Source organism: Promicromonospora panici (assembly GCF_900608595.1).
Classification (GTDB): Bacteria; Actinomycetota; Actinomycetes; order Actinomycetales; family Cellulomonadaceae; genus Promicromonospora; species Promicromonospora panici.
Map to the genome: position 1 here is coordinate 113,645 of NZ_UWYY01000011.1, position 18,515 is coordinate 132,159.

Below are 18,515 nucleotides of genomic sequence, written 5' to 3' on the forward strand. Positions count from 1 at the left end.
CAAGCCGTCGGGATCAGTGGTCGGCGAGGCCCAGCACGTCCAGCACCCACGCGTGCTCGAACGCGACCTGCTCCCACGCGGAGTAGCGCCCCGAGACGCCGCCGTGCCCGGCCGACATCTCGATCTTCAGCATCGCGGGCGCGCCCGCTGCCTGCAGCCGGGCCACCCACTTCGCCGGCTCCACGTACAGGACGCGGGTGTCGTTGAAGCTCGTCGTGGCGAGGATCCGGGGGTAGTGGGAGGCGTCGTCGGCCACGTTCTCGTACGGTGAGTACGAGCGCATGTACTGGTAGACCTCGGGGTCGTGCAGGGGGTCGCCCCACTCGTCCCACTCCGTGACGGTCAGGGGGAGCGTCGGGTCGAGCATCGACGTCAGCGCGTCCACGAACGGCACTCCCGCCAGCACTCCCGCGAAAAGCTCAGGTGCCAGGTTGACGGCGGCTCCGACGAGCAGGCCGCCGGCACTGCCGCCGTCGGCTACCAGGCGGTCCGACGCCGTCCAGCCCGTGTCGACGAGATGCCGGCCGCAGGCGACGAAGTCGGTGAAGGTGTTGCGCTTGGCGGCCAGCTTGCCGTCGTCGTACCAGGCGCGGCCCATCTCGCCGCCACCCCGCACGTGCGCGATCGCGAAGACGACGCCGCGGTCCAGCAGGCTCAGGCGCGGCACCGAGAAGTACGGGTCGATCGAGTACTCGTACGCGCCGTACCCGTAGAGGAGGAGGGGCGCGGGCTCGGCGGGCACGCCACCGTCGCCGTCCGAGGCCCCGAACCGCACCTTGTCCTTGCGCCAGACCAGGGAGATCGGGACGCGCGTCCCGTCCTCGGCCACCGCCCACTCCCGGCGCTGGTCGTAGTCGCCCGAGTCGTAGCCGCCGAGCACCGGCTGCTGCTTGAGCAGGGTGCGCTCGCCGGACGCGACGTCGTACAGGTAGAGCGACGACGGCGTCACGAACGACGTGTAGCCGACCTTGAGGTTGGGCTGTTCCCAGACTCCGACGCCGGCTCCGACGGACTCCAGCGGCTGGCCGAACGAGATCTCGTCGAACTCCCAGGCCGCGCCGTCGCGGAGGCTCGACAGGAGGAGCACCGCCGACCGGGAGATCGCCTCGCGGCGGTAGTAGAGCACCAGGTAGCGCTCGCTCGCGCTCACTCCCTCCAGGCGCACGGCCGGGTCGTGCGGGACGACGACGGTCGCCTCCTCCGGGGTCACCGTCGCGCCGGGCGCGGGAACCGGGGAGCTGACGAGCTCGAAGTTCAGGGCGTCCTTGTTGTGCAGGATGAGGAGGGCGTCGGCGGGTGCACCGGCGGCGTCCGGCAGCACCGCGTGCTCCACCGTGTACTCGACGCCTTCGCGCCGGGGCCACACGAGGCGGAACTCGCCGGTCGGGTCGTCGGACTCCAGCAGCCACGACTCGCTGGTCACCTTGGACCCGAGCTCGATCTGCAGGAACTTCTTGGACCGGGACAGCCCGACGCCGACCCAGTACCGCTCGTCCGGCTCCTCGAACACGATCACGTCGTCGGACCCGGGGGTACCGAGCCGGTGCCGCCAGACCCGCCAGGGGCGCCAGGCCTCGTCGACGGTGAGGTAGAAGATGTGCTCGCCGTCCGGCGCGAACAGGGCGCCGGGGGCGGTCTCCCGCACCTCGTCCTCGAGGTCCTCGCCCGTGGCCAGGTCGCGCACGCGCAGCGTGTAGCGCTCGTCGCCCGCCGTGTCGGTGGCGTAGAGCAGGCGGGCGCCGTCGTCCGAGACGTCGAGCGAGCCCAGCGCGAAGAAGTCGTGGCCATCGGCCTCGGCGTTCTGGTCCAGCAGGACCTGTTCGCCGGGCACCGGCTCGCCCGGCTCGAGCACGCGGGGCGTCCAGTCGTCCGGCCCCGCGACGGGGTAGCGCGCGTGGATCGGGTACTGCTGGCCCTCGACGGTGCGGGCGTAGTACCACCAGTCGCCGTCCCGCGAGGGCACCGAGAGGTCGGTCTCGAGCGTGCGGCCCTTGATCTCGTCGAACAGGGTCTGCCGCAGCGGCGAGAGGTGCTCCTGGCGCGCCAGGGTCCACGCGTTCTGGGCCTCCAGGTGCGCGACGACCTCGGGGTCCTCCTTGCTGCGGAGCCACTCGTAGTCGTCGACGAACGTGTCGCCGTGGAAGGTGCGCTCGGTCGGGCGGCGCTCCGTGAGCGGGAACTCGGCGAGCGGGGACTCAGCGGTAGAGGGGGCGGTCTCTGAGGGAGTCAGTGCGTCGGACACCGCGTAAGCGTATCCGCGTACGTGCCAGAACCTCACCAATGTCAGAAGCACAGGTCACGGGAGTGACCTGTGCTTCTGACACGTGGCGGGGTGCGGGTCAGGAGACCGTGTTGCCGGTCGTCAGCGCGTCGACGCCGTCGAGCGTGTACGTCCCGCTGACCACCTTCACGGACACGGTGTGCCCGCGCTGCTTCAGACCGCGCAGCCAGTACGACGTCTGGCGGGTGCCCACGGTGCCCACCTGGGCCGTGCGCGGCGGACCGCCGTCGACCCGGACCTCCAGCGTCGCCGCACCGGTGGCGCCGAACAGGTTCAGCCCGGTACCGGAGAAGCCGATGTTCACCGACTGGCCGGCCCGCAGCACGTGCTGGGTGCGGTTGAAGTGCGCGAAACCGGCCTGCGTGAAGGTGAACCCGTCCGGGTAGGTCAGGCGCGCGTCGGAGTCGTCGATCTTCTCGGATGCCCAGGCGTACCCCTTGACCGGCGTCACCGCGAGGTTGTCGTACCGGGTGTTGTAGAACCCGCTGACCAGCGCGATCCGTCCCGAGAGCACCGGGTTGGCCGACGAGTCGACGTGCCGCACGAGCCGCTCGCCGTCCAGCGTCGCCGTGACGACGTTGTCCCGGGCCTCGACGGCCAGGGTGTGCCACGCGCCGCCGTCGAAGCCGGCCACCGTGCCGGAGGCGACCACCGTGTCGAGCTTGCGCAGCTGCCACCGCCCGTCCTCGTGCACGCGCACGGCGTACGTGGCCTGGTCTCCGCCGCGCGCATACGCCTGGCGCACGCCCAGCCCGGCGAAGTTCTCCAGCGTGCCGTCCCGGTCAACGGAGTCGAGCTGGAAGTCCACCGTCGCGGTGTAGTTCGCCCAGCGGTGGTCGCCCAGCACCGTGGACGGCGCCGCCGTCTGGAGCACGTCCTGTCGCCCGTTGCCCCACACGTTCCAGGTGAAGCCGCGGTTCTCGCCGTGGATCTGCTGCTGCAGCACGTTCCGGTGCGCAGCGGAGCCGGAGCCGACGACCTCGAACGCGCCGTCCTGGTCGGCCGTGTACCGCGGGGTGCCGCCTCGGCGCTCCAGGTACGTCATCTCCTGACCGCCGACCGTGGTCACCGGGTAGTCGTCGTACTCGAAGTTGTCCCGGTACGGCAGGTCGAGGATCGTGTCCTCGGTGTCGGGCGCGAAGTCGCCCGGCGTGTACTCGGCAGTGGTGCCGTGCACGCCGTCCTCGAGCGTCGACAGCGTGATGATCGAGTACGCGGGCACCTTGACGCGATACACGTCGTGCTCGACGCCGCCGATCGTCTCCGTGCGGACCGGGGCGTAGTACCCGGCCTTCTGGAAGTAGTTGGCGTCGTACGTCTCACCGGCGTCCGGCCCGCGCGTCTCCCACGCGTAGAGCGGACGGTCGGCGGCGCCCAGGTCCGCGACCTTGACCTCGAAGTACCGGTCGGTGCGGGTGTTGTTGGCGTGCACCTGCGACCACTGTGTGTCGCCGTCGCCGTCGGCGCTGGCGGGTGTGCGGGCGGTGAGGACGGTGCGCGTGGAGGTGTCGACGTTCGTGCCGCCGTCGCCCTTGGTGCCGTCGCCGCCGGTGGCGCCCTCGACGTACTCCCAGCCGTCCTCGACGAACTGGTGGAAGTGCCGGACGGCGACCAGGCCGACGTCGCCCTCCCAGTAGCCGGACCACGGGTCCGAGGCCCGGATCAGGTGCTTGGGCGAGTACTGCGTGCCCTCGTACATGGCGCTGACGGCGGGCTGGAACAGGAACGTCGTCATGTGCGCGGGGTCGTTGCCCGCGCCGCTCCAGCGGTAGGCGTTGATGAACCGGTCGGCGATGTCAGCGGCGGAGACCGTGCCGCCCACGCCGCCGCGGCCGGGTTCGGCCGGGAGGCGGTACTGCGGGTCGATCATCGGAGCGACGCCCTCGGAGTACAGGATCTCCTTGCCGAACTCCTTGTTCAGCCGGGTGACGTTCGGGCCGCCCACGATGTCGTAGTGGTAGCCGAGGGCGTCCACCTGCTCCAGGGCCGCCGGGTCCGCGAGGATGCGGGCGGCGACCGCGTCGCCCTCCCGGTAGGAGTCCAGGGCGACGATCTTGATCTTCGAGTAGTCGTACCGGGCGTCCGCCGCCGCGGCGTCGCGCTCGAGCCACTGCGCGAACCGGACCGTCCACGCCAGCTCGGACGCCTGGTAGGTCGCGCCGCGCACCTCGTTCTGGGACGGGCTCATCCAGTCGAACTCGACGCCGAAGGTGTCGTAGGCGGCGTCGATCGTCTCCTTGTACCACTGGTACCGCTTGGCCGGGTCGTTGCCCGTCCAGGACGGCTCGCCCCAGCGCAGCGCCTCGGTCTCGATGTCGGGGTTGATCGACAGCGCGTCGGCGATGAAGTGGAAGCCCGCGCCGCGCAGCACGTTCGCGGGCTCGTCGGCGCTGCGCTTCGTGGCCGGCTCGGAGCCCGACGAGCTGTTGCTGTCCGCGCCGAGCTCGACCTTGATGTGCTTGAGTCCCGCCCCGGTCTCGGGGTCGAACAGCATCCGCATGATCGCCCAGTAGGCGTCCGGGTTCTCCTCCTTGTAGTCGAGGAGCAGGTTCGACGTGTTGTTGCAGGAGACGGACCCGAAGCCGCCGAAGGCGTTGTAGGGGCTGCCGTCGGCCCGGCGCTCGACGTCGTCGCCGTCGACCAGGAGCTCCTTCCACGCGATCGACGGGTCGTCGAGGCGGAGCTCCGGGAGGGGTGCGTCGGCCGTGGCGGCGGTGACGGGTGCGGCGGCGGGCGCGGAAGCGGCGTCCGGTGCCGCGCCCGCCGGTGGTGTCAGGAGGCCGCCGACCGCGAGGGCGAGGACGGCAGCCGTCGCCGCTCCCGCGGTCGTGCGGTGATGTGTACGTGACATGAGGAACTCTCCGTCGTCTTTGACAGGTCCGAGGAGAGCGATGATCGGACATGATCACTTGTGACCGGATGGCGCGGCCGAGAGGTGCTCTCCGGCCATGAAAGTACGTGCCACCGACAGGAATGGTCAATAATGTGATCGATGTTGATCGAATGGAGTGGGTGCGCGGGCGGCGCACCCACTCCGGTCACAGCCGCACGTCGGTCCAGGTCAGACGGTGGTCGCTGCTCGGGAACGGGTACACGCCCGTCAGCCGGGACAGCGGGTCGGCGGCGGCCGGCCAGAACACGCCGGCGTCCCGGACGCGCAGGTCGCGCGACGGCAGCACGTAGTCCACGCGCAGGTTGCCGGGTGCGGTGTCGGCGAAGTCGGCGGTGTCGAAGGCCGGGTCGCCCTGGTGGTCGAGGTTCGCGCCGGCCTGCAGCGCGGAGGCCTCGGGCGCGCCCGCCGACGTCGGCCGCGGGTCGGTGATCCGCGGGTGGTGCAGCAGCTGGTCGATCGCCGCGTCGACGGAGTCGCCGTCCACCGGGTCGGCGTTGTAGTCGCCCACGATCACGAACGAGGAGCCGGGGCGCAGCCCGCCGCGGCGGCCCTCGTCGTCGTACTGGTACCAGGAGCGCCAGCCGCCGCGCACGTAGTCGGCCCAGAACCGGATCTCGTCATGGTTGCGCAGGCCGTTGCGGTCCTCCGCGCCGTCGAACGACGGCGGTGTCGGGTGCGCCGCCAGCACGTGCACCGTCTCGCGACCGACCCGGACCGGGACGTCCCAGTGGGACTTGCTCGAGAGTGGCAGCACAGCGAGCTCCTCGGCCGAGTACCAGTCGGCCGGTGCGTCGGTGGCGGGGTCGTCGGGGAGCAGCGCGCCCGGCATGTCCTGCCACTTGAAGTCCTGGAACGTGCGCACGCGGTCGTGCTGGATCGGGTACTTCGACAGCACGACCATGCCGTACTGCCCGGGGAACAGGCCGAAGCCGAGCGCGTCATCGCCCCCGCCGACCGTCCCGTTGTTGTTCAGGTCGAACCCGCTCGGTATCCCGGTGTTCGACGGCGCCACGAACGCGTACGGGTACTCCACCGGCTTGCCGGTGCCCTGCGGCACCTCGAGGTAGTTCTCGCGGAACAGGTCCGCGGCGGCATACGGGTCGGTGTCGCCGGAGTAGTCGAACTCGTTGAGCAGCACGACGTCGGGGTTCGCGTGCTGGATGACCTCGGCCACCGTCGCCGCCTGGGCGTCGTCGCCCGTGGACAGGTCGGCGACGAGCTCGCCCTCCTCGGCGCGGTTGAGCGACAGGTTGTAGGTGGCGGCGCGCAGGGTCCGGTGGTCGTCGGGCCGGCCTGTGCCTGCCGAGGCCGTGCTCGCCGAGGCCGTGCTCGCCGAGGCGAGGAAGGCCCCGGCCAGCAGGGCCGCTGCCGCGGCGGCGCCGGTCAGGCGCGCGGGAGTACTGGCTCGCATGACTGCTCCTTCTTCGGGGGTCGTGCTCTGGGGCGGTGCTACGAATGCTGTGCGGTTGCCGTTTGCAGCGGAGCGTCGTCGAGCACAGCGGTGCGCCGCGCGGGTGGTCCGCGTCAGCAACCGTATGGCGGCGTCGGTTCGCCGGGGTGAACAGCGTATGAACAGCCTTGCGTCGGGGTTGGCGAGGCCATCCGAGGGTCGTGATCCGATCGTTGCGCTGCGGTGACCAGCGCGGGCATCGGTGACTGTAGTTTTCCGGGGGCGGCCGTGTTGGCCGCGACGTCGGCGCCGGCCGACGTGCAGAAGCCCCCAGGAAAGAAGTCGATGAACCGCACCCTCAGTCCTGCCCGCCTGCTGGCGGCCGCGGCCGCCGCCACCGTCTCGCTGACCATGCTCACCGGCTGCGGCGCTCTCAGCGACTTCCTGTCGGAAGGCGACGCGCCCCGCGACGAGCCGGGTGGCGAGATCACCGCCTCGGCCGACGCCGACGCGTTCGAGATCCTGAAGGGCGACTGCATCGACCTGGTAGCGCTCGACGGGTACGGCGACGCCGCGGAGGGTGAGGAGTACGAGGTCGAGACCGTGCCCGTGGTGCCGTGCGCCGAGCCGCACACCGGCGAGGTCTACGCAGAGCTGGTCATGAAGGCCGACAAGTACCCGGGCGACGAGGGCATGTCGAAGAAGTTCGACGAGTGGTGCTACGCCGAGTTCGAGAAGTTCGTGGGCCTCTCCTTCGACGAGTCGAAGTACGGCTACACCGGCTTCTACCCGACGAAGGACACCTGGGAGCAGCTCGACGACCGCACGCTCCAGTGCATCGTCAGCTCCGAGGAGCCGGTCAAGGGCAGTCTCAAGGGCGTAGCGGAGTAGGACGTACCGGGGGAGTGCGTCGCGCCGTCGTCCACAGGTCGATCGCGAGAACCACGAGCGCGGCCAGGACGAACACCGCCCCGAGCAGGGGCACCGTGCTGACGCCCGCCGTGGCGACCACCAGCGCCCCGAGCGCCGCCCCGCCGCCGATCCCGAGATTGAAGACAGAGCTCGATATCGCGGTCGCCGACTCGGTGGCGCCCGGGGCGACCCGCATGGACAGGAACGACAGGGCCGGCGGGATCGCGCTCAGCGCGACGCCGAACATAGCCAGCCCGACCAGGGCGAGCGCCGGGACGTGCCCCAGCCCCCAGAGCCAGACGAGCGTGCCGGTCAGCAGGCCGAGCGCCACGAGCACCGCCTGCCACGGCCGCTTGTCGAGGATCTGACCGATCAGGACAGTGGTGACCACACCCACCGCTCCCTGCCCGAGCAGCAGCACGCTGAGGTACTTGGCGGGGAACCCGGCGGTCTCCAGCAGGAACTGCGTGACGAACGTGATCATCATGAAGCTGCCCGTCACGGCCAGCACCGTGACCAGGAGGAGCAGCAGGAAGCGGCGCATGCTGGGGTGCGTGCCGCGGGCGGTGCCGCCCTGCTCCGGGGTGACGTCCGGCATCGCGACCGCCATCGCCAGGCACGCGGCGACGCTGACCACCGAGAACAGCAGGAATGCGGTGCGCCAGCTCGTCTGCTGACCCACCCAGGTGCCGAGCGGGACGCCGAGCACCGGCCCCAGCGAGCTGCCGACGGTGACGCGCGCGATCATCTTGCCGCGCACCGCGGGCGCGAACAGGGCCGCGGCCGCCGGCATCACGATCGCCCAGAACAGCGCCTGCCCCAGCGCGGTGACCATGCGCGCGGCCATGAGGTCCGCGTAGCCGATCGCGAACGCCGACCACAGCGAGCCCGCGGCGCAGACGGCGGTGGTCGCCGCGAGCACATAGCGTCGCGAGAACCGGCGCGTGACGCGGGCGAGCGGGAGCGACGCGACGACCACGACGGCGGCGTAGGCCGTGACGAGCAGCCCGATCTCGGACGTGCTGCGGCCCAGGTCGGGGGCGATGAGGGTGAGCAGGCCGCCCGGCAGGTTCTCCGTGGCGACAAACGTGAAGGCGCTCACGGCGAGGGCGACGAGCGCGATGACCGCGCGGCGCTGGTCCACGGGAGGTGCGGCGAAGCTCGCCGCGGCGGCGGGCGTGCTGGCGGTCATGCTGTTCTCCGGCTGTTCGGCGGGCATGGCTTCACCCGGACGACGAACGGGTCCGGCGGACGCGACAGGAGCACGCGGGCTCGAAACGATTCTACGCGCGCACCCGAGAGAACCGTTGTGAGCAAATCGTGTGTCGTAGGCAACATTGTCGTAATATTTCCCTGGTTTCCTCCTTCGGGGACAAAGGTGTCCCGCAGGTCCGGCGACACGAATCACCACCTCCTCGTCCCGGACGCCGCAACTCTTCACGGAGGAAAAATGAACCCACGCATCTGTGCTGTCGGCGCGGGAGCTGCCCTGCTGCTCTCGGCCGCCGTCGTACCGATCACCGCTTCGGCAGCACCACCGGTCGAGGAGCCGCCGCAGCAGGCGGCGCCCGTCAAGGAGGACAACCGTCCGGACGCGCTCGCCGAGAAGCAGACCGAGAAGCGGCAGCGCGCCGTCGACATGGTCGCCACCGGCGAAGCGAAGGTCGAGACCCGAGGCTCGGGCGACCGTGCGTCGAAGGTCGTGGAGATCTCCCCGCGCGAGTACGTGGAGTACGGCGTCGAGGAGACGGCGCAGCTGTTCAGCATCCTCGTCGAGTTCGGCGACCAGGTCGACGAGCGTTACGCGGACGCCCCCGCGGGCCCTGCGCACAACCAGATCCCGGAGCCGGCGGAGGACGACAACTCCACCTACTGGGAGCCCGACTTCTCCAGCGAGCACTACAAGGAGATGTTCTTCACCGGCCTGGAGGACCAGGGCGGGGAGTCGTTCCGCGACCTGTACGACGAGATGTCGTCGGGCCGGTTCGACCTGCAGGGCGACGTGTCCGACTGGGTCACGGTGCCGTACAGCACGGCGTCCTACGGAACCACCGAGTCCGGCGCGGACATGACGCGGTTCGTGCAGGACAGCGCCGACGCCTGGTACGAGGCACAGGTCGCCGCGGGCAAGACCGCCGCGGAGATCGACGCGTACCTCCAGTCGTTCGACGTCTGGGACCGTTACGACATGGACGGCGACGGCATCACGTCCGAGCCGGACGGCTACATCGACCACTTCCAGGCGATCCACGCCGGGGAGGGCGAGGAAGCCGGCGCGCCCGAGTCGGCCATCTGGTCGCACCGCTGGGCGGTGAACCAGGGTGGCCTGGGCACTGACGGCCCGGCCGGCTTCGAGAAGCTCGGCGGCATCAAGATCGGTGACTCCGACCTCTGGATCCGCGACTACACCACGGAGCCGGAGAACGGCGGCCTCGGCGTCTTCGCGCACGAGTTCGGCCACGACCTCGGCCTGCCGGACTATTACGACACGGCCGGTGGCGAGAACGGCACCGGGTTCTGGAACCTCATGAGCTCCGGCTCGTGGATGGGCCATGGCGACGGCACCATCGGCACCACGCCGAACCACATGGGCGCCACGGAGAAGCTGTTCCTGGGCTGGCTCGACTACGAGACGGTGGAGCCGGGCGAGATGGAGCGCGTCAAGCTCGGCCCCTCGTACCACGCCACCACGCGGGAGCAGGCGGCGATCGTCAGCCTGCCCGACGGCGTCGCGAAGGAGGACCTGGAGGTCGCTCCGTTCGACGGCCAGTTCGTGTACTCCAACACGGGCAACGACCTGAACAACACGATCACTTCGCCGTCGTTCACCGTGCCTGCCGGGGGCTCGCTGGCCGCCAAGACCTGGTACGACATCGAGGTGGACTACGACTACGCGTTCGTGGAGGTCTCCACGGACGGCGGCAGCTCGTGGACGGCCGTTCCGACCAACCTCTCGACGAACGACGACCCGAACGGGACCAACCCGGGCGCCGGGATCACCGGCAGCTCGGAGGGCGCCTGGGTCGACCTGACGGCCGACCTCGCCGACCATGCCGGTCAGACGGCGTCGGTCCGCTTCCGCTACTCGAGCGACGGCGGCACCAACGAGAAGGGCTTCATGGTCGACGACGTCGCCGTGGGTACCGCGCTGACCGAGGACTTCACCGACGCCGCCGACTGGACCTTCGACGGCTTCCAGACGGTCGCCGCCGACGGCACCTATGAGGTCGAGTACTCCCACTACTACGTGGCCGAGAACCGCGTGTACGGCGGGTACGACGCGACGCTGAAGGAGGGGCCGTACAACTTCGGCTGGACCTTCAGCAACAGCAACCTGGTGGAGCACTACCCCTACCAGGACGGCCTGCTGATCTGGTACGTGAACAGCCGGTACGGCGACAACAACACCTCCCAGCACGAGGGCGGCGGCCAGGCTCTGCCGGTCGACGCGCGGCCCACGCCGATGAAGTGGTCGGACGGCACGATCGCCCGCAACCGGATCCAGTCCTTCGACTCCACGTTCGGCTTGCAGAGGACGGACCCGCTCTCGCTGCACCGTGAGGTGTCGCAGACGTCGATCACGACGCTGACCCAGGGCAAGCGGGCGCCCGTGTGGAAGTTCGACGACACCGACCCGGAGGCGTACTGGGACGAGGCCAACCCGCGTCACTCGGTGAAGGTCGGCGGTACGGGCACCACGATCAAGGTGCTCACGCAGGACGCTCGCACGGGCAACATGACCATCCAGGTCAACTGACGCCCCACCCGATCCCGCCGAAGTTCTACTTCGGCGGGATCGGGGCGGGCACTACGCTCGAGCGCATGACACACCTGCGATGGGGCATCCTGGCGGCCGGCGGGATCGCCTCGGCCTTCACATCAGACCTGAACGACAACGGCTTCACCGTGCAGGCGGTGGGGTCCCGGTCCCTGGAGAAGGCGCGGACCTTCGCCGACCGGTTCGGCATCCCGACGGCGCACGGGTCCTACGAGAACCTCGTGAACGACCCCGAGGTCGACATCGTCTACGTCGCCACGCCGCACCCGTTCCACGCCGAGGCGGCGAAGCTCGTGCTGGAGGCCGGCAAGCACGTGCTGGTCGAGAAGCCGTTCACGCTCAACGCCGCCGAGGCCCAGGAGGTCATGGACCTCGCCGAGGCCAAGGGGCTCGTGGCCCTGGAGGCCATGTGGACCCGGTACCTGCCGCACATGGCGCGCGTGCACGAGATCATCGACTCGGGCGTGCTGGGCGAGGTGCGGACCTTGATGGTGGACCACACCCAGGACCTGCCCGACGACCCCGCGCACCGCATCAACGACCTGGCCCTGGGCGGCGGCTCCCTGCTCGACCTGGGCATCTACCCGGTCTCGTTCGCGTGGGACGTGTTCGGCGAACCCCTCACGGTCCAGTCGCACGCGACGTTCAAGGAGACGGGCGCGGACGCGACCATCGCCACGATCTTCGGGTACGACGGCGCGCGCGTGGCCACCACGATCTCGGCGTCGGACACCCGCGGGCCCAACCGGGCCTCGATCCTCGGCACCGAGGGACGCATCGAGATCGACGCCGTCTGGTACAGCCCGGCCACGGTGCACGTGTTCGACGCCGCGGGCGTCGAGACCGAGACCTTCACCGCGGAGGTGACCGGCCGCGGCATGCAGTACCAGGCCGCCGAGGCGGAGCGCCTGGTCGCGGCCGGCGAGCTGGACAGCCCGCTGCTGCCGCGCGCCGAGACGGTGGCGATCATGGGCACGCTGGACACGATCCGCGAGCAGATCGGCCTGAAGTACCCAGACGAGTAACCCCCTTTGCTGTGGGCGTGATCGTTGCGCCTATAACGGGCAGGTAGTCGCAACGATCACGCCCACAACAAATCGCGGTAGCGTGGCCTCGCCAACGCGGGGAGCTCTGGGTAGCAGGGCTGAGAGGACGGCCGGGGCATTCGTGCCCGACGCCGTCGACCCGATCACTTGAACTGGGTAATGCCAGCGGAAGGACGTGCCTGACGGCGCGGGCGTTCGGTCGAGGCCGTCCCCACGAGGGGGACGCGGCTGCGCCCCCTGTCGGACCGGCGACCCTGGCCTGCCCGTGCACGGAGGTCGCACATGCTCGCCGAGATCCAGGTCTCACCCCGCCCCAGCGGCACCCCCGACGCGAAGTACGCGTACGTCGACGCCGCCATCGCCGTCATCCAGGCGTCCGGGCTCACCTACGAGGTGGGCGCCATGGGCACGTTCGTGCAGGGCAGTCCCGACGAGGTGTGGGCACTCCTGCGCGCCGTCCACGAGGCGACGATCGCCGCCGGCGCCGACGGCGTCCAGTCCAACATCAAGGTCAGCGAGGCCGCCGCCGACGCCGGACCCACCATCTCGGACCTCGTCACCAAGTTCCGGGCGTGAACCAGGGCGTCCGACGGCGGACGGCCGGGCGGGTCGTCGCCCCGCTGCTGACCGTCGCCGTCGTGCTGGGGGTCTGGGAGGCGTGGGTGCGCCTGGCGGGCGTGCCCGAGTTCGTGCTGCCCGCGCCGTCGCAGGTGGCGCGGACCGCGGTCGAGGTGGCGCCCTTGCTCGGCCCGCACGTCGCGACGACCCTGACCGAGGCCGCGGCCGGGCTCGTCGTCGGCACGGTCGCGGGCCTGCTGCTGAGCATCCTGGTCACCGCCTCGCGGGTGACGGGCGACGCGGTGTACCCGCTGGTCGTGCTGACGCAGACGGTGCCCGTCGTGGTGCTCGCGCCGCTGATGATCCTGTGGGCGGGCTTCGGCCTGCTGCCGAAGATCGTCCTGGTGGCGCTCACCGTCTTCTTCCCCGTGCTCGTCTCGGCGGTCGGCGCCATGCGCGCCGTCGACGCCGAGCACGCCGACATGGTCGCCGGCCTCGGCGGCACCCGCCTGGACCAGTTCCTGCTGGTCCGGCTGCCGGCGTCGATCCCCGGCGCGCTCGCGGGGCTCCGCGTCGCCGCGACCTACGCCGTCGGCGCGGCGGTGGTCGCCGAGTACCTCGCCGGGCAGTCCGGCCTCGGCGTGTTCGTGCAACGGTCCCGCAAGGCGTACGCCGTGGACCAGATCTTCGTGGGCGTCGTGCTGATCGCCCTCCTGTCCGGCCTGTTCTTCGCCCTCGTCGCGATGCTGACCCGCGTCGCGACGCCGTGGCAGAGAGGAAAACCATGAAGTTCTCCCCGACCCTCCTCTTCCGTACCGCCGCGCTCGCGGCGGTCATGCCGTTAGGCCTCGCGGGCTGCGGGGCCGCCGACGCCGCCGGGCCGGGCGGTTCGTCCGACGGCGGCCTGCGCGAGGTCACCGTCGTGCTCGACTGGACGCCCAACACCAACCACTCCGGCCTCTACCTCGCCCAGGCCGAGGGCTGGTTCGAGGAGGAGGGGCTCGACGTCGAGATCGTGGAGCCCGGCGAGACGTCCGGCCTGCAGCTCGTCGCCGCGGGCCAGGCAGACTTCGCCTACTCCGTTGCCGAGGGCCTGGTCCCGGCGCGCGTCGCGGGGGCCGACGTCGTCTCGGTCGCCACGGTCATCGAGCACAACACGTCGTCCCTGATCAGCCTGTCCGACGACGGCATCACCCGGCCCCGGGACCTGGAGGGCAAACGGTACGGGTCGTACGAGTCCGATCTGGAGAAGGCGCTGATCAGCAAGCTCGTGGAGTGCGACGGCGGTGACCCGGCCAAGGTCGAGTTCACGCCGCTGGTCAGCGACGACTTCCGGATCGGCCTGACCGAGGACCAGTTCGACACCGCCTGGGTGTTCGACGCCTGGGACACGATCCGGCTCGGTGAGGTCGACGGGCTCGACGTCGACACCATCGGATTCCGCGACCACTTCGACTGCATCCCCGACTGGTACACGCCGCTCGTCGCGACGTCCCGGTCGCTGCTCGACGAGGAGCCGGGCGTCGCGCGCGGGTTCCTCGCGGCACTGTCCCGCGGCTACGACGAGGCCGCCGCCGACCCCGACGAGGCGGCCCAGGCGCTGCTGGAGGCCGCGCCCGAGCTGGACCCCGAGCTCGTCGAGGCGAGCGCGGAGTGGCTGGGCCCGCGGTACGCGTCCGGCGCGTGGGGCACGCAGCGGGCCGAGGTCTGGGACGGCTTCGTCTCATTTCTCGAGGAGGAGGGTCTGACCGAGCCGGGCTTCGACACGGACGCAGCGTGGACCGACGAGTTTCTTCCGGACGCGCAGGGTGCGGACGGGCCGGGTGCGGACGCGTCGGGCGGCCAGGGGTGAGCGTGCTCGCCGCGCACGGGCTGGGCGTCCGGTTCGGCGACGTAGTCGCCCTGGACGGCGTGGACCTGGAGGTGGCCGACGGTGAGTTCGTCGCCGTCGTCGGACCGTCGGGGTGCGGCAAGTCGACGCTCCTGCGTGCGTTCGGCGGCATGCTGCCCCCGGGGGCGGCCGTCTCGGGCACGCTGCGCCTGCCCACGCTGCCCGACGGCGGTCGCGCCACCGCGTGGATGCCGCAGCGGGACGGGCTGCTGCCGTGGCGCCGGGCGTGGTCCAATGCCCTGCTCGGCGCTCGGATCGCCCGGGTTCCGCGGGCCGATGCCGAGGCGCGCGCCGCCGACCTGTTCGAGAGGTTCGGGCTGGCGGGCTTCGAACGCGCCTGGCCGCATGAGCTCTCGGGCGGGATGCGGCAGCGGCTCGCGCTGCTGCGGACCTGCCTGGCGGGGCGGCCCGTGCTGCTGCTCGACGAGCCGTTCGGCGCGCTGGACCCGATCACGCGGCGGCGCATGAACGAGTGGCTGGCCGGGGTGGGCCTGACGGGAGGTGCTCCCGCCGTCGGGCAGCAACGAGCGGTGGTGCTGGTGACGCATGACGTGGACGAGGCGCTCACCCTGGCGGACCGGGTAGTGGTGCTCAGCGCCCGCCCGGGCCGTGTGGCGCTGGACGCAACAGCCCCGACCCGCGACGAGATCCTGACGGCCCTGGACCCCCTGCCGAGGTAGTCAACTGACTACCTCGGCGGGTCGGGGAGGATCGCCTCGATGAGGCCCGGGAACTTCTCGGCGAGCTCGTCCTTGCGCAGCTGGATGGTGTGCGTGCGGCCGTGCACGACGGTGCGCGTGAGCCCTGACTCCCGCAGGGTGCGGAAGTGATGCGACATGGTCGACTTCGAGAGGTTGAGGTCCTCCCAGATCTCAGGCGTCTTGGGGCACGGCACGCCGTCACCCAGCCTCCGGACGATCTGCAGGCGCACCGGGTCGCCCAGGGCTCTGAGCACGTCGACGAGCTCGACCCCGGACATGTCCGGGCTGGGGTAGTCAGTCATGACTCAACAAATCCTGATCCCAAACCGTTCGACATGTATCGAACCGTCAGTTACGCTCGACGGTATGACGTTCATCGAACAATCATACTCGCTGCGCGGCGCCTATCTCCGGATCGCCCTGATCGCCGCAGCACTGTTCGTCGTCGGCACCAACGCTTTCGTCATCGCGGGTGTGCTCCCGCAGATCGCGACCGGACTCGGCGCGACCGCCAGCTCGGTCAGCTACTCCATCTCCTGGTACGCCATCATCGTCGCGATCCTCGCGCCGGCGATCTCCGTCCTGTTCGCCCGGGCGTCCCGGGCCACGCTCATGGGCGTCGGCATGGGGCTCATCGCCGCGGGGATCGCGCTCTCGGCGATCGCCGGCGACCTCGCGATCTTCACGGCCGGCCGGATCGTCGCGGCGTTCGGCGGCGCCGCGCTCATGCCCGCGGCGATGGCGGCCGCCCCCACCCTCGTGCCCGCTGAGCAGCGCGGGCGCGCCCTCGGTGTCGTCGGCCTCGGGTTCATGCTCGCGACGGCCGTCGGCTCCCCGCTGGGGACGGCGCTCGCGGACCTCGGTGGCTGGCGGCTCGCGCTCGGCGTCCTCGCGGCGCTCGCGGCGGTGCTGGCCGTGGCCGTGGTGCTCCTCACGCGCGGCGTGCCGACCGGGGCCGTGCCCGGGATCGCCGCCAGGTTCGCCGTGCTGCGCGACTCCCGGATCGGGCTCGCCCTGGTGACGACCCTGCTGTTCACCGCCGCATTCAACGTGGTCTACATCTTCAGCTCCGCCGTGACGCGGAGCGCGACGGGTGGCAGCGGCACCGCGCTCGCGACGCTGCTGCTGGTCTTCGGCGTCGCCGGGCTCGTCGGCAACTGGCTGGGTGGGTCCCTCACAGACCGGTTCGGGGCGCGGCCCGTCGCGCTCACCGCGCTCGCCGTGGAGGTCGTGTCCCTCACCGCCCTGTTCGCGGTCGAGGGGTCGTACCTGGGCACTGCCATCCTGTTCGGAGTCTGGGGCCTGGCGACCGCCACAGCCCTCGTCCCCATCCAGCACCGTCTGGTCGACGTCGACCCCGCCGTCGCCGGGGTGTCCCTGTCCTGGTACTCGACGGCGATGTACATCGGGATCGCGCTCGCGCCGGTCGTCGGGGCGTCGGTGCTGCCGTACGGCGCGGCGTGGCTCGACGTCGTCGGCGCCGTCGCGGCGGCCGCCGCCCTGGCGGTCTTCGCGCTCGGGTACGTCGTCCGAAGCCGCGTTGCGGTAGCGGGCTAGTCGAGGGGGTGGAGGATACGGTCGAGGAAGCGGCGGGTGCGCTCCTCGGCGGGGTTGCTGAAGATCTGCGCGGGTGCGCCCCGCTCGACGACCACGCCGCCGTCGAGGAACAGCACCTCGGTCGCGACCTGCCGCGCGAACTGCAGTTCGTGCGTCACCACCACCATGGTCCAGCCCTCGTCCGCGAGCTCCTTCATCACGGTCAGCACCTCGCCCACGAGCTCGGGATCGAGGGCCGACGTCGGCTCGTCGAACAGCAGGAGGTCGGGCTGGAGCGCGAGCGCACGGACGATCCCGACGCGCTGCTGCTGGCCGCCGGACAGCTCGTGCGGGTAGGCGTCGCGCTTGTCGGCGAGGCCGACGCGCGCCAACAGCCCCTCGGCCTCGCCGATCGCCGTCTCGCGAGGGATCTGCTGGACCTGGGTGGGGCCCTCGATCACGTTCTCCAGCACCGTGCGGTGCGGGAACAGGTTGTGGTGCTGGAACACCATCGCGGACCGGTCACGCAGTGCCGCGCGGTTCAGCTTCGCCAGCCGTGCGCCGGCTCGCCGCCCGGCCCAGGACCTGGTCCCGACGGCGGCGGCCTGGGCGCCGAAGTCGACGACGGGGCCGCCGTCGAGGTCCAGCAGGCCGGCGTCCGGCGTCTCGAGGCCGTTGAGCGAGCGCAGCACCGTCGTCTTGCCGCTCCCGGACGGGCCGATCAGGGCCACGACCTCGCCGCGCCGGACCTCCAGGTCCACCCCGCGCAGCACGTGGTTGGCGCCGAACGACTTCTGGATGCCGCGGGCTGTCAGGAGGGTCCCCGACCTCGGCCCGGGCGGGGGCACGGCGATGCGGTCAGTGGGCGACATACCGGTCCAGCCTCTTCTCGAGCGCGTCCTGCCCGGCGGAGAGCACCGTGCAGAACATCCAGTAGATCAGCGCCGCCTCCATGTAGATCGTCATGAACTCGCTCGAGAACGTGGCGATCTCCTCGGCCTTGCGGAACATCTCGGTGACGAGGACGAGCGACGCGAGCGACGTGTCCTTGACCAGCGAGATGAACGTGTTCGACAGCGGCGGCACCGAGACGCGCGCCGCCTGCGGCAGGATGATCCGGCGCAGCGACCGGGCGGGGGACATACCGACGGTCCAGCCCGCCTCCCACTGCCCCTTGGGCACCGACAGGATCGCGGCGCGGACGATCTCGGCCGCGTAGCCGCCCACGTTCATCGAGAACACGATGATCGCGCCGGGCCACGGATCCAGCCGGATGCCGATCGAGGGCATGCCGTAGAAGATCACGAAGAGCTGCACCAGCAGCGGCGTGCCGCGGATCAGCGACACGTACGCGCGGCCGACCCACGACAGCACCCGGTTCGGCGAGAGCCGCAGCAGCGCTATGAGGAGTGCGAGTACCAACCCGATCGCGAACGATGCGAGCGCCAGCGGGATGGTGCCGGTGAGGCCGCCCCGCAGGAGCGGCCAGAACGAGTCGGCAATGAGCTGCCAGTCCATGTATCCCTTTC

General features: G+C 70.8%; 15 protein-coding genes. 8 read left to right on the top strand and 7 right to left on the bottom strand.

The annotated features are described in order from the left end of the window. Positions 1–13: 13 nt before the first annotated feature. The 3 genes from EW117_RS14380 to EW117_RS14390 form a co-directional block, all read right to left on the bottom strand. A complete protein-coding gene (locus EW117_RS14380) occupies positions 14–2,242 on the bottom strand; it encodes a S9 family peptidase (protein ID WP_129787415.1) in 2,229 nt (742 codons plus the stop codon). Positions 2,243–2,339: 97 nt separating this feature from the next. Beyond that, positions 2,340–5,132 (bottom strand): hypothetical protein, encoded by a 2,793-nt coding sequence (locus tag EW117_RS14385; protein WP_129787416.1) that lies wholly within the window; start codon positions 5,130–5,132, stop codon positions 2,340–2,342. Between the two features lie 187 nt (positions 5,133–5,319). Further along, a complete protein-coding gene (locus EW117_RS14390; RefSeq protein WP_129787417.1) occupies positions 5,320–6,585 on the bottom strand; it encodes an endonuclease/exonuclease/phosphatase family protein in 1,266 nt (421 codons plus the stop codon). A 324-nt stretch (positions 6,586–6,909) separates the two neighbouring features. Here EW117_RS14390 and EW117_RS14395 point away from each other — a divergent pair, with 324 nt between their 5' ends. Beyond that, a complete protein-coding gene (locus tag EW117_RS14395; RefSeq protein WP_129787418.1) occupies positions 6,910–7,455 on the top strand; it encodes a septum formation family protein in 546 nt (181 codons plus the stop codon). Here the strand turns inward: EW117_RS14395 and EW117_RS14400 are convergent. Further along, a complete protein-coding gene (locus EW117_RS14400) occupies positions 7,436–8,668 on the bottom strand; it encodes an MFS transporter (protein WP_129787419.1) in 1,233 nt (410 codons plus the stop codon). The two genes, EW117_RS14395 and EW117_RS14400, sit on opposite strands and share 20 nt — an antisense overlap. A 258-nt stretch (positions 8,669–8,926) precedes the next feature. On the opposite strand from EW117_RS14400, the gene EW117_RS14405 reads away from it, so the two are divergent. The 6 genes from EW117_RS14405 to EW117_RS14430 all read left to right on the top strand — a co-directional run bounded on the left by EW117_RS14405 (position 8,927) and on the right by EW117_RS14430 (position 15,429). Then, the gene (locus EW117_RS14405; RefSeq protein WP_129787420.1) at positions 8,927–11,233 is read left to right on the top strand and encodes an immune inhibitor A domain-containing protein; all 2,307 of its coding nucleotides are present in this window, start codon (positions 8,927–8,929) and stop codon (positions 11,231–11,233) included. A 65-nt stretch (positions 11,234–11,298) separates the two neighbouring features. After that, positions 11,299–12,279, top strand: coding sequence for a Gfo/Idh/MocA family protein (locus tag EW117_RS14410; protein ID WP_129787421.1), 981 nt, complete (start codon positions 11,299–11,301; stop codon positions 12,277–12,279). A gap of 303 nt (positions 12,280–12,582) precedes the next feature. After that, the gene (locus EW117_RS14415; protein ID WP_129787422.1) at positions 12,583–12,876 is read left to right on the top strand and encodes a thiamine-binding protein; all 294 of its coding nucleotides are present in this window, start codon (positions 12,583–12,585) and stop codon (positions 12,874–12,876) included. Continuing rightward, complete coding sequence (locus EW117_RS14420; RefSeq protein ID WP_129787423.1) at positions 12,873–13,646, top strand: ABC transporter permease; 774 nt, start codon at positions 12,873–12,875, stop codon at positions 13,644–13,646. The genes EW117_RS14415 and EW117_RS14420 overlap by 4 nt, the downstream gene beginning before the upstream one ends. Beyond that, complete coding sequence (locus EW117_RS14425; RefSeq protein WP_129787424.1) at positions 13,643–14,710, top strand: ABC transporter substrate-binding protein; 1,068 nt, start codon at positions 13,643–13,645, stop codon at positions 14,708–14,710. The genes EW117_RS14420 and EW117_RS14425 overlap by 4 nt, the downstream gene beginning before the upstream one ends. Then, on the top strand, positions 14,707–15,429 hold the full coding sequence (locus EW117_RS14430) for an ABC transporter ATP-binding protein (RefSeq protein WP_129787425.1): 723 nt from the start codon (positions 14,707–14,709) through the stop codon (positions 15,427–15,429). The genes EW117_RS14425 and EW117_RS14430 overlap by 4 nt, the downstream gene beginning before the upstream one ends. Positions 15,430–15,437: 8 nt before the next feature. Here the strand turns inward: EW117_RS14430 and EW117_RS14435 are convergent, their stop codons facing one another. Then, positions 15,438–15,752: an ArsR/SmtB family transcription factor gene (locus EW117_RS14435; RefSeq protein ID WP_129787426.1), complete on the bottom strand. Its 315-nt coding sequence runs from the start codon at positions 15,750–15,752 to the stop codon at positions 15,438–15,440. A 64-nt stretch (positions 15,753–15,816) separates the two neighbouring features. On the opposite strand from EW117_RS14435, the gene EW117_RS14440 reads away from it, so the two are divergent. Beyond that, complete coding sequence (locus EW117_RS14440; RefSeq protein ID WP_129787427.1) at positions 15,817–17,007, top strand: MFS transporter; 1,191 nt, start codon at positions 15,817–15,819, stop codon at positions 17,005–17,007. On the opposite strand, the gene EW117_RS14445 is transcribed toward EW117_RS14440, so the two are convergent. After that, the gene (locus EW117_RS14445) at positions 17,004–17,858 is read right to left on the bottom strand and encodes an amino acid ABC transporter ATP-binding protein (RefSeq protein WP_129787428.1); all 855 of its coding nucleotides are present in this window, start codon (positions 17,856–17,858) and stop codon (positions 17,004–17,006) included. The genes EW117_RS14440 and EW117_RS14445 overlap by 4 nt on opposite strands. Beyond that, positions 17,845–18,504 (bottom strand): amino acid ABC transporter permease, encoded by a 660-nt coding sequence (locus tag EW117_RS14450; RefSeq protein WP_129787429.1) that lies wholly within the window; start codon positions 18,502–18,504, stop codon positions 17,845–17,847. Before EW117_RS14450 ends, EW117_RS14445 begins: the two co-directional genes overlap by 14 nt. Positions 18,505–18,515 lie beyond the last annotated feature (11 nt).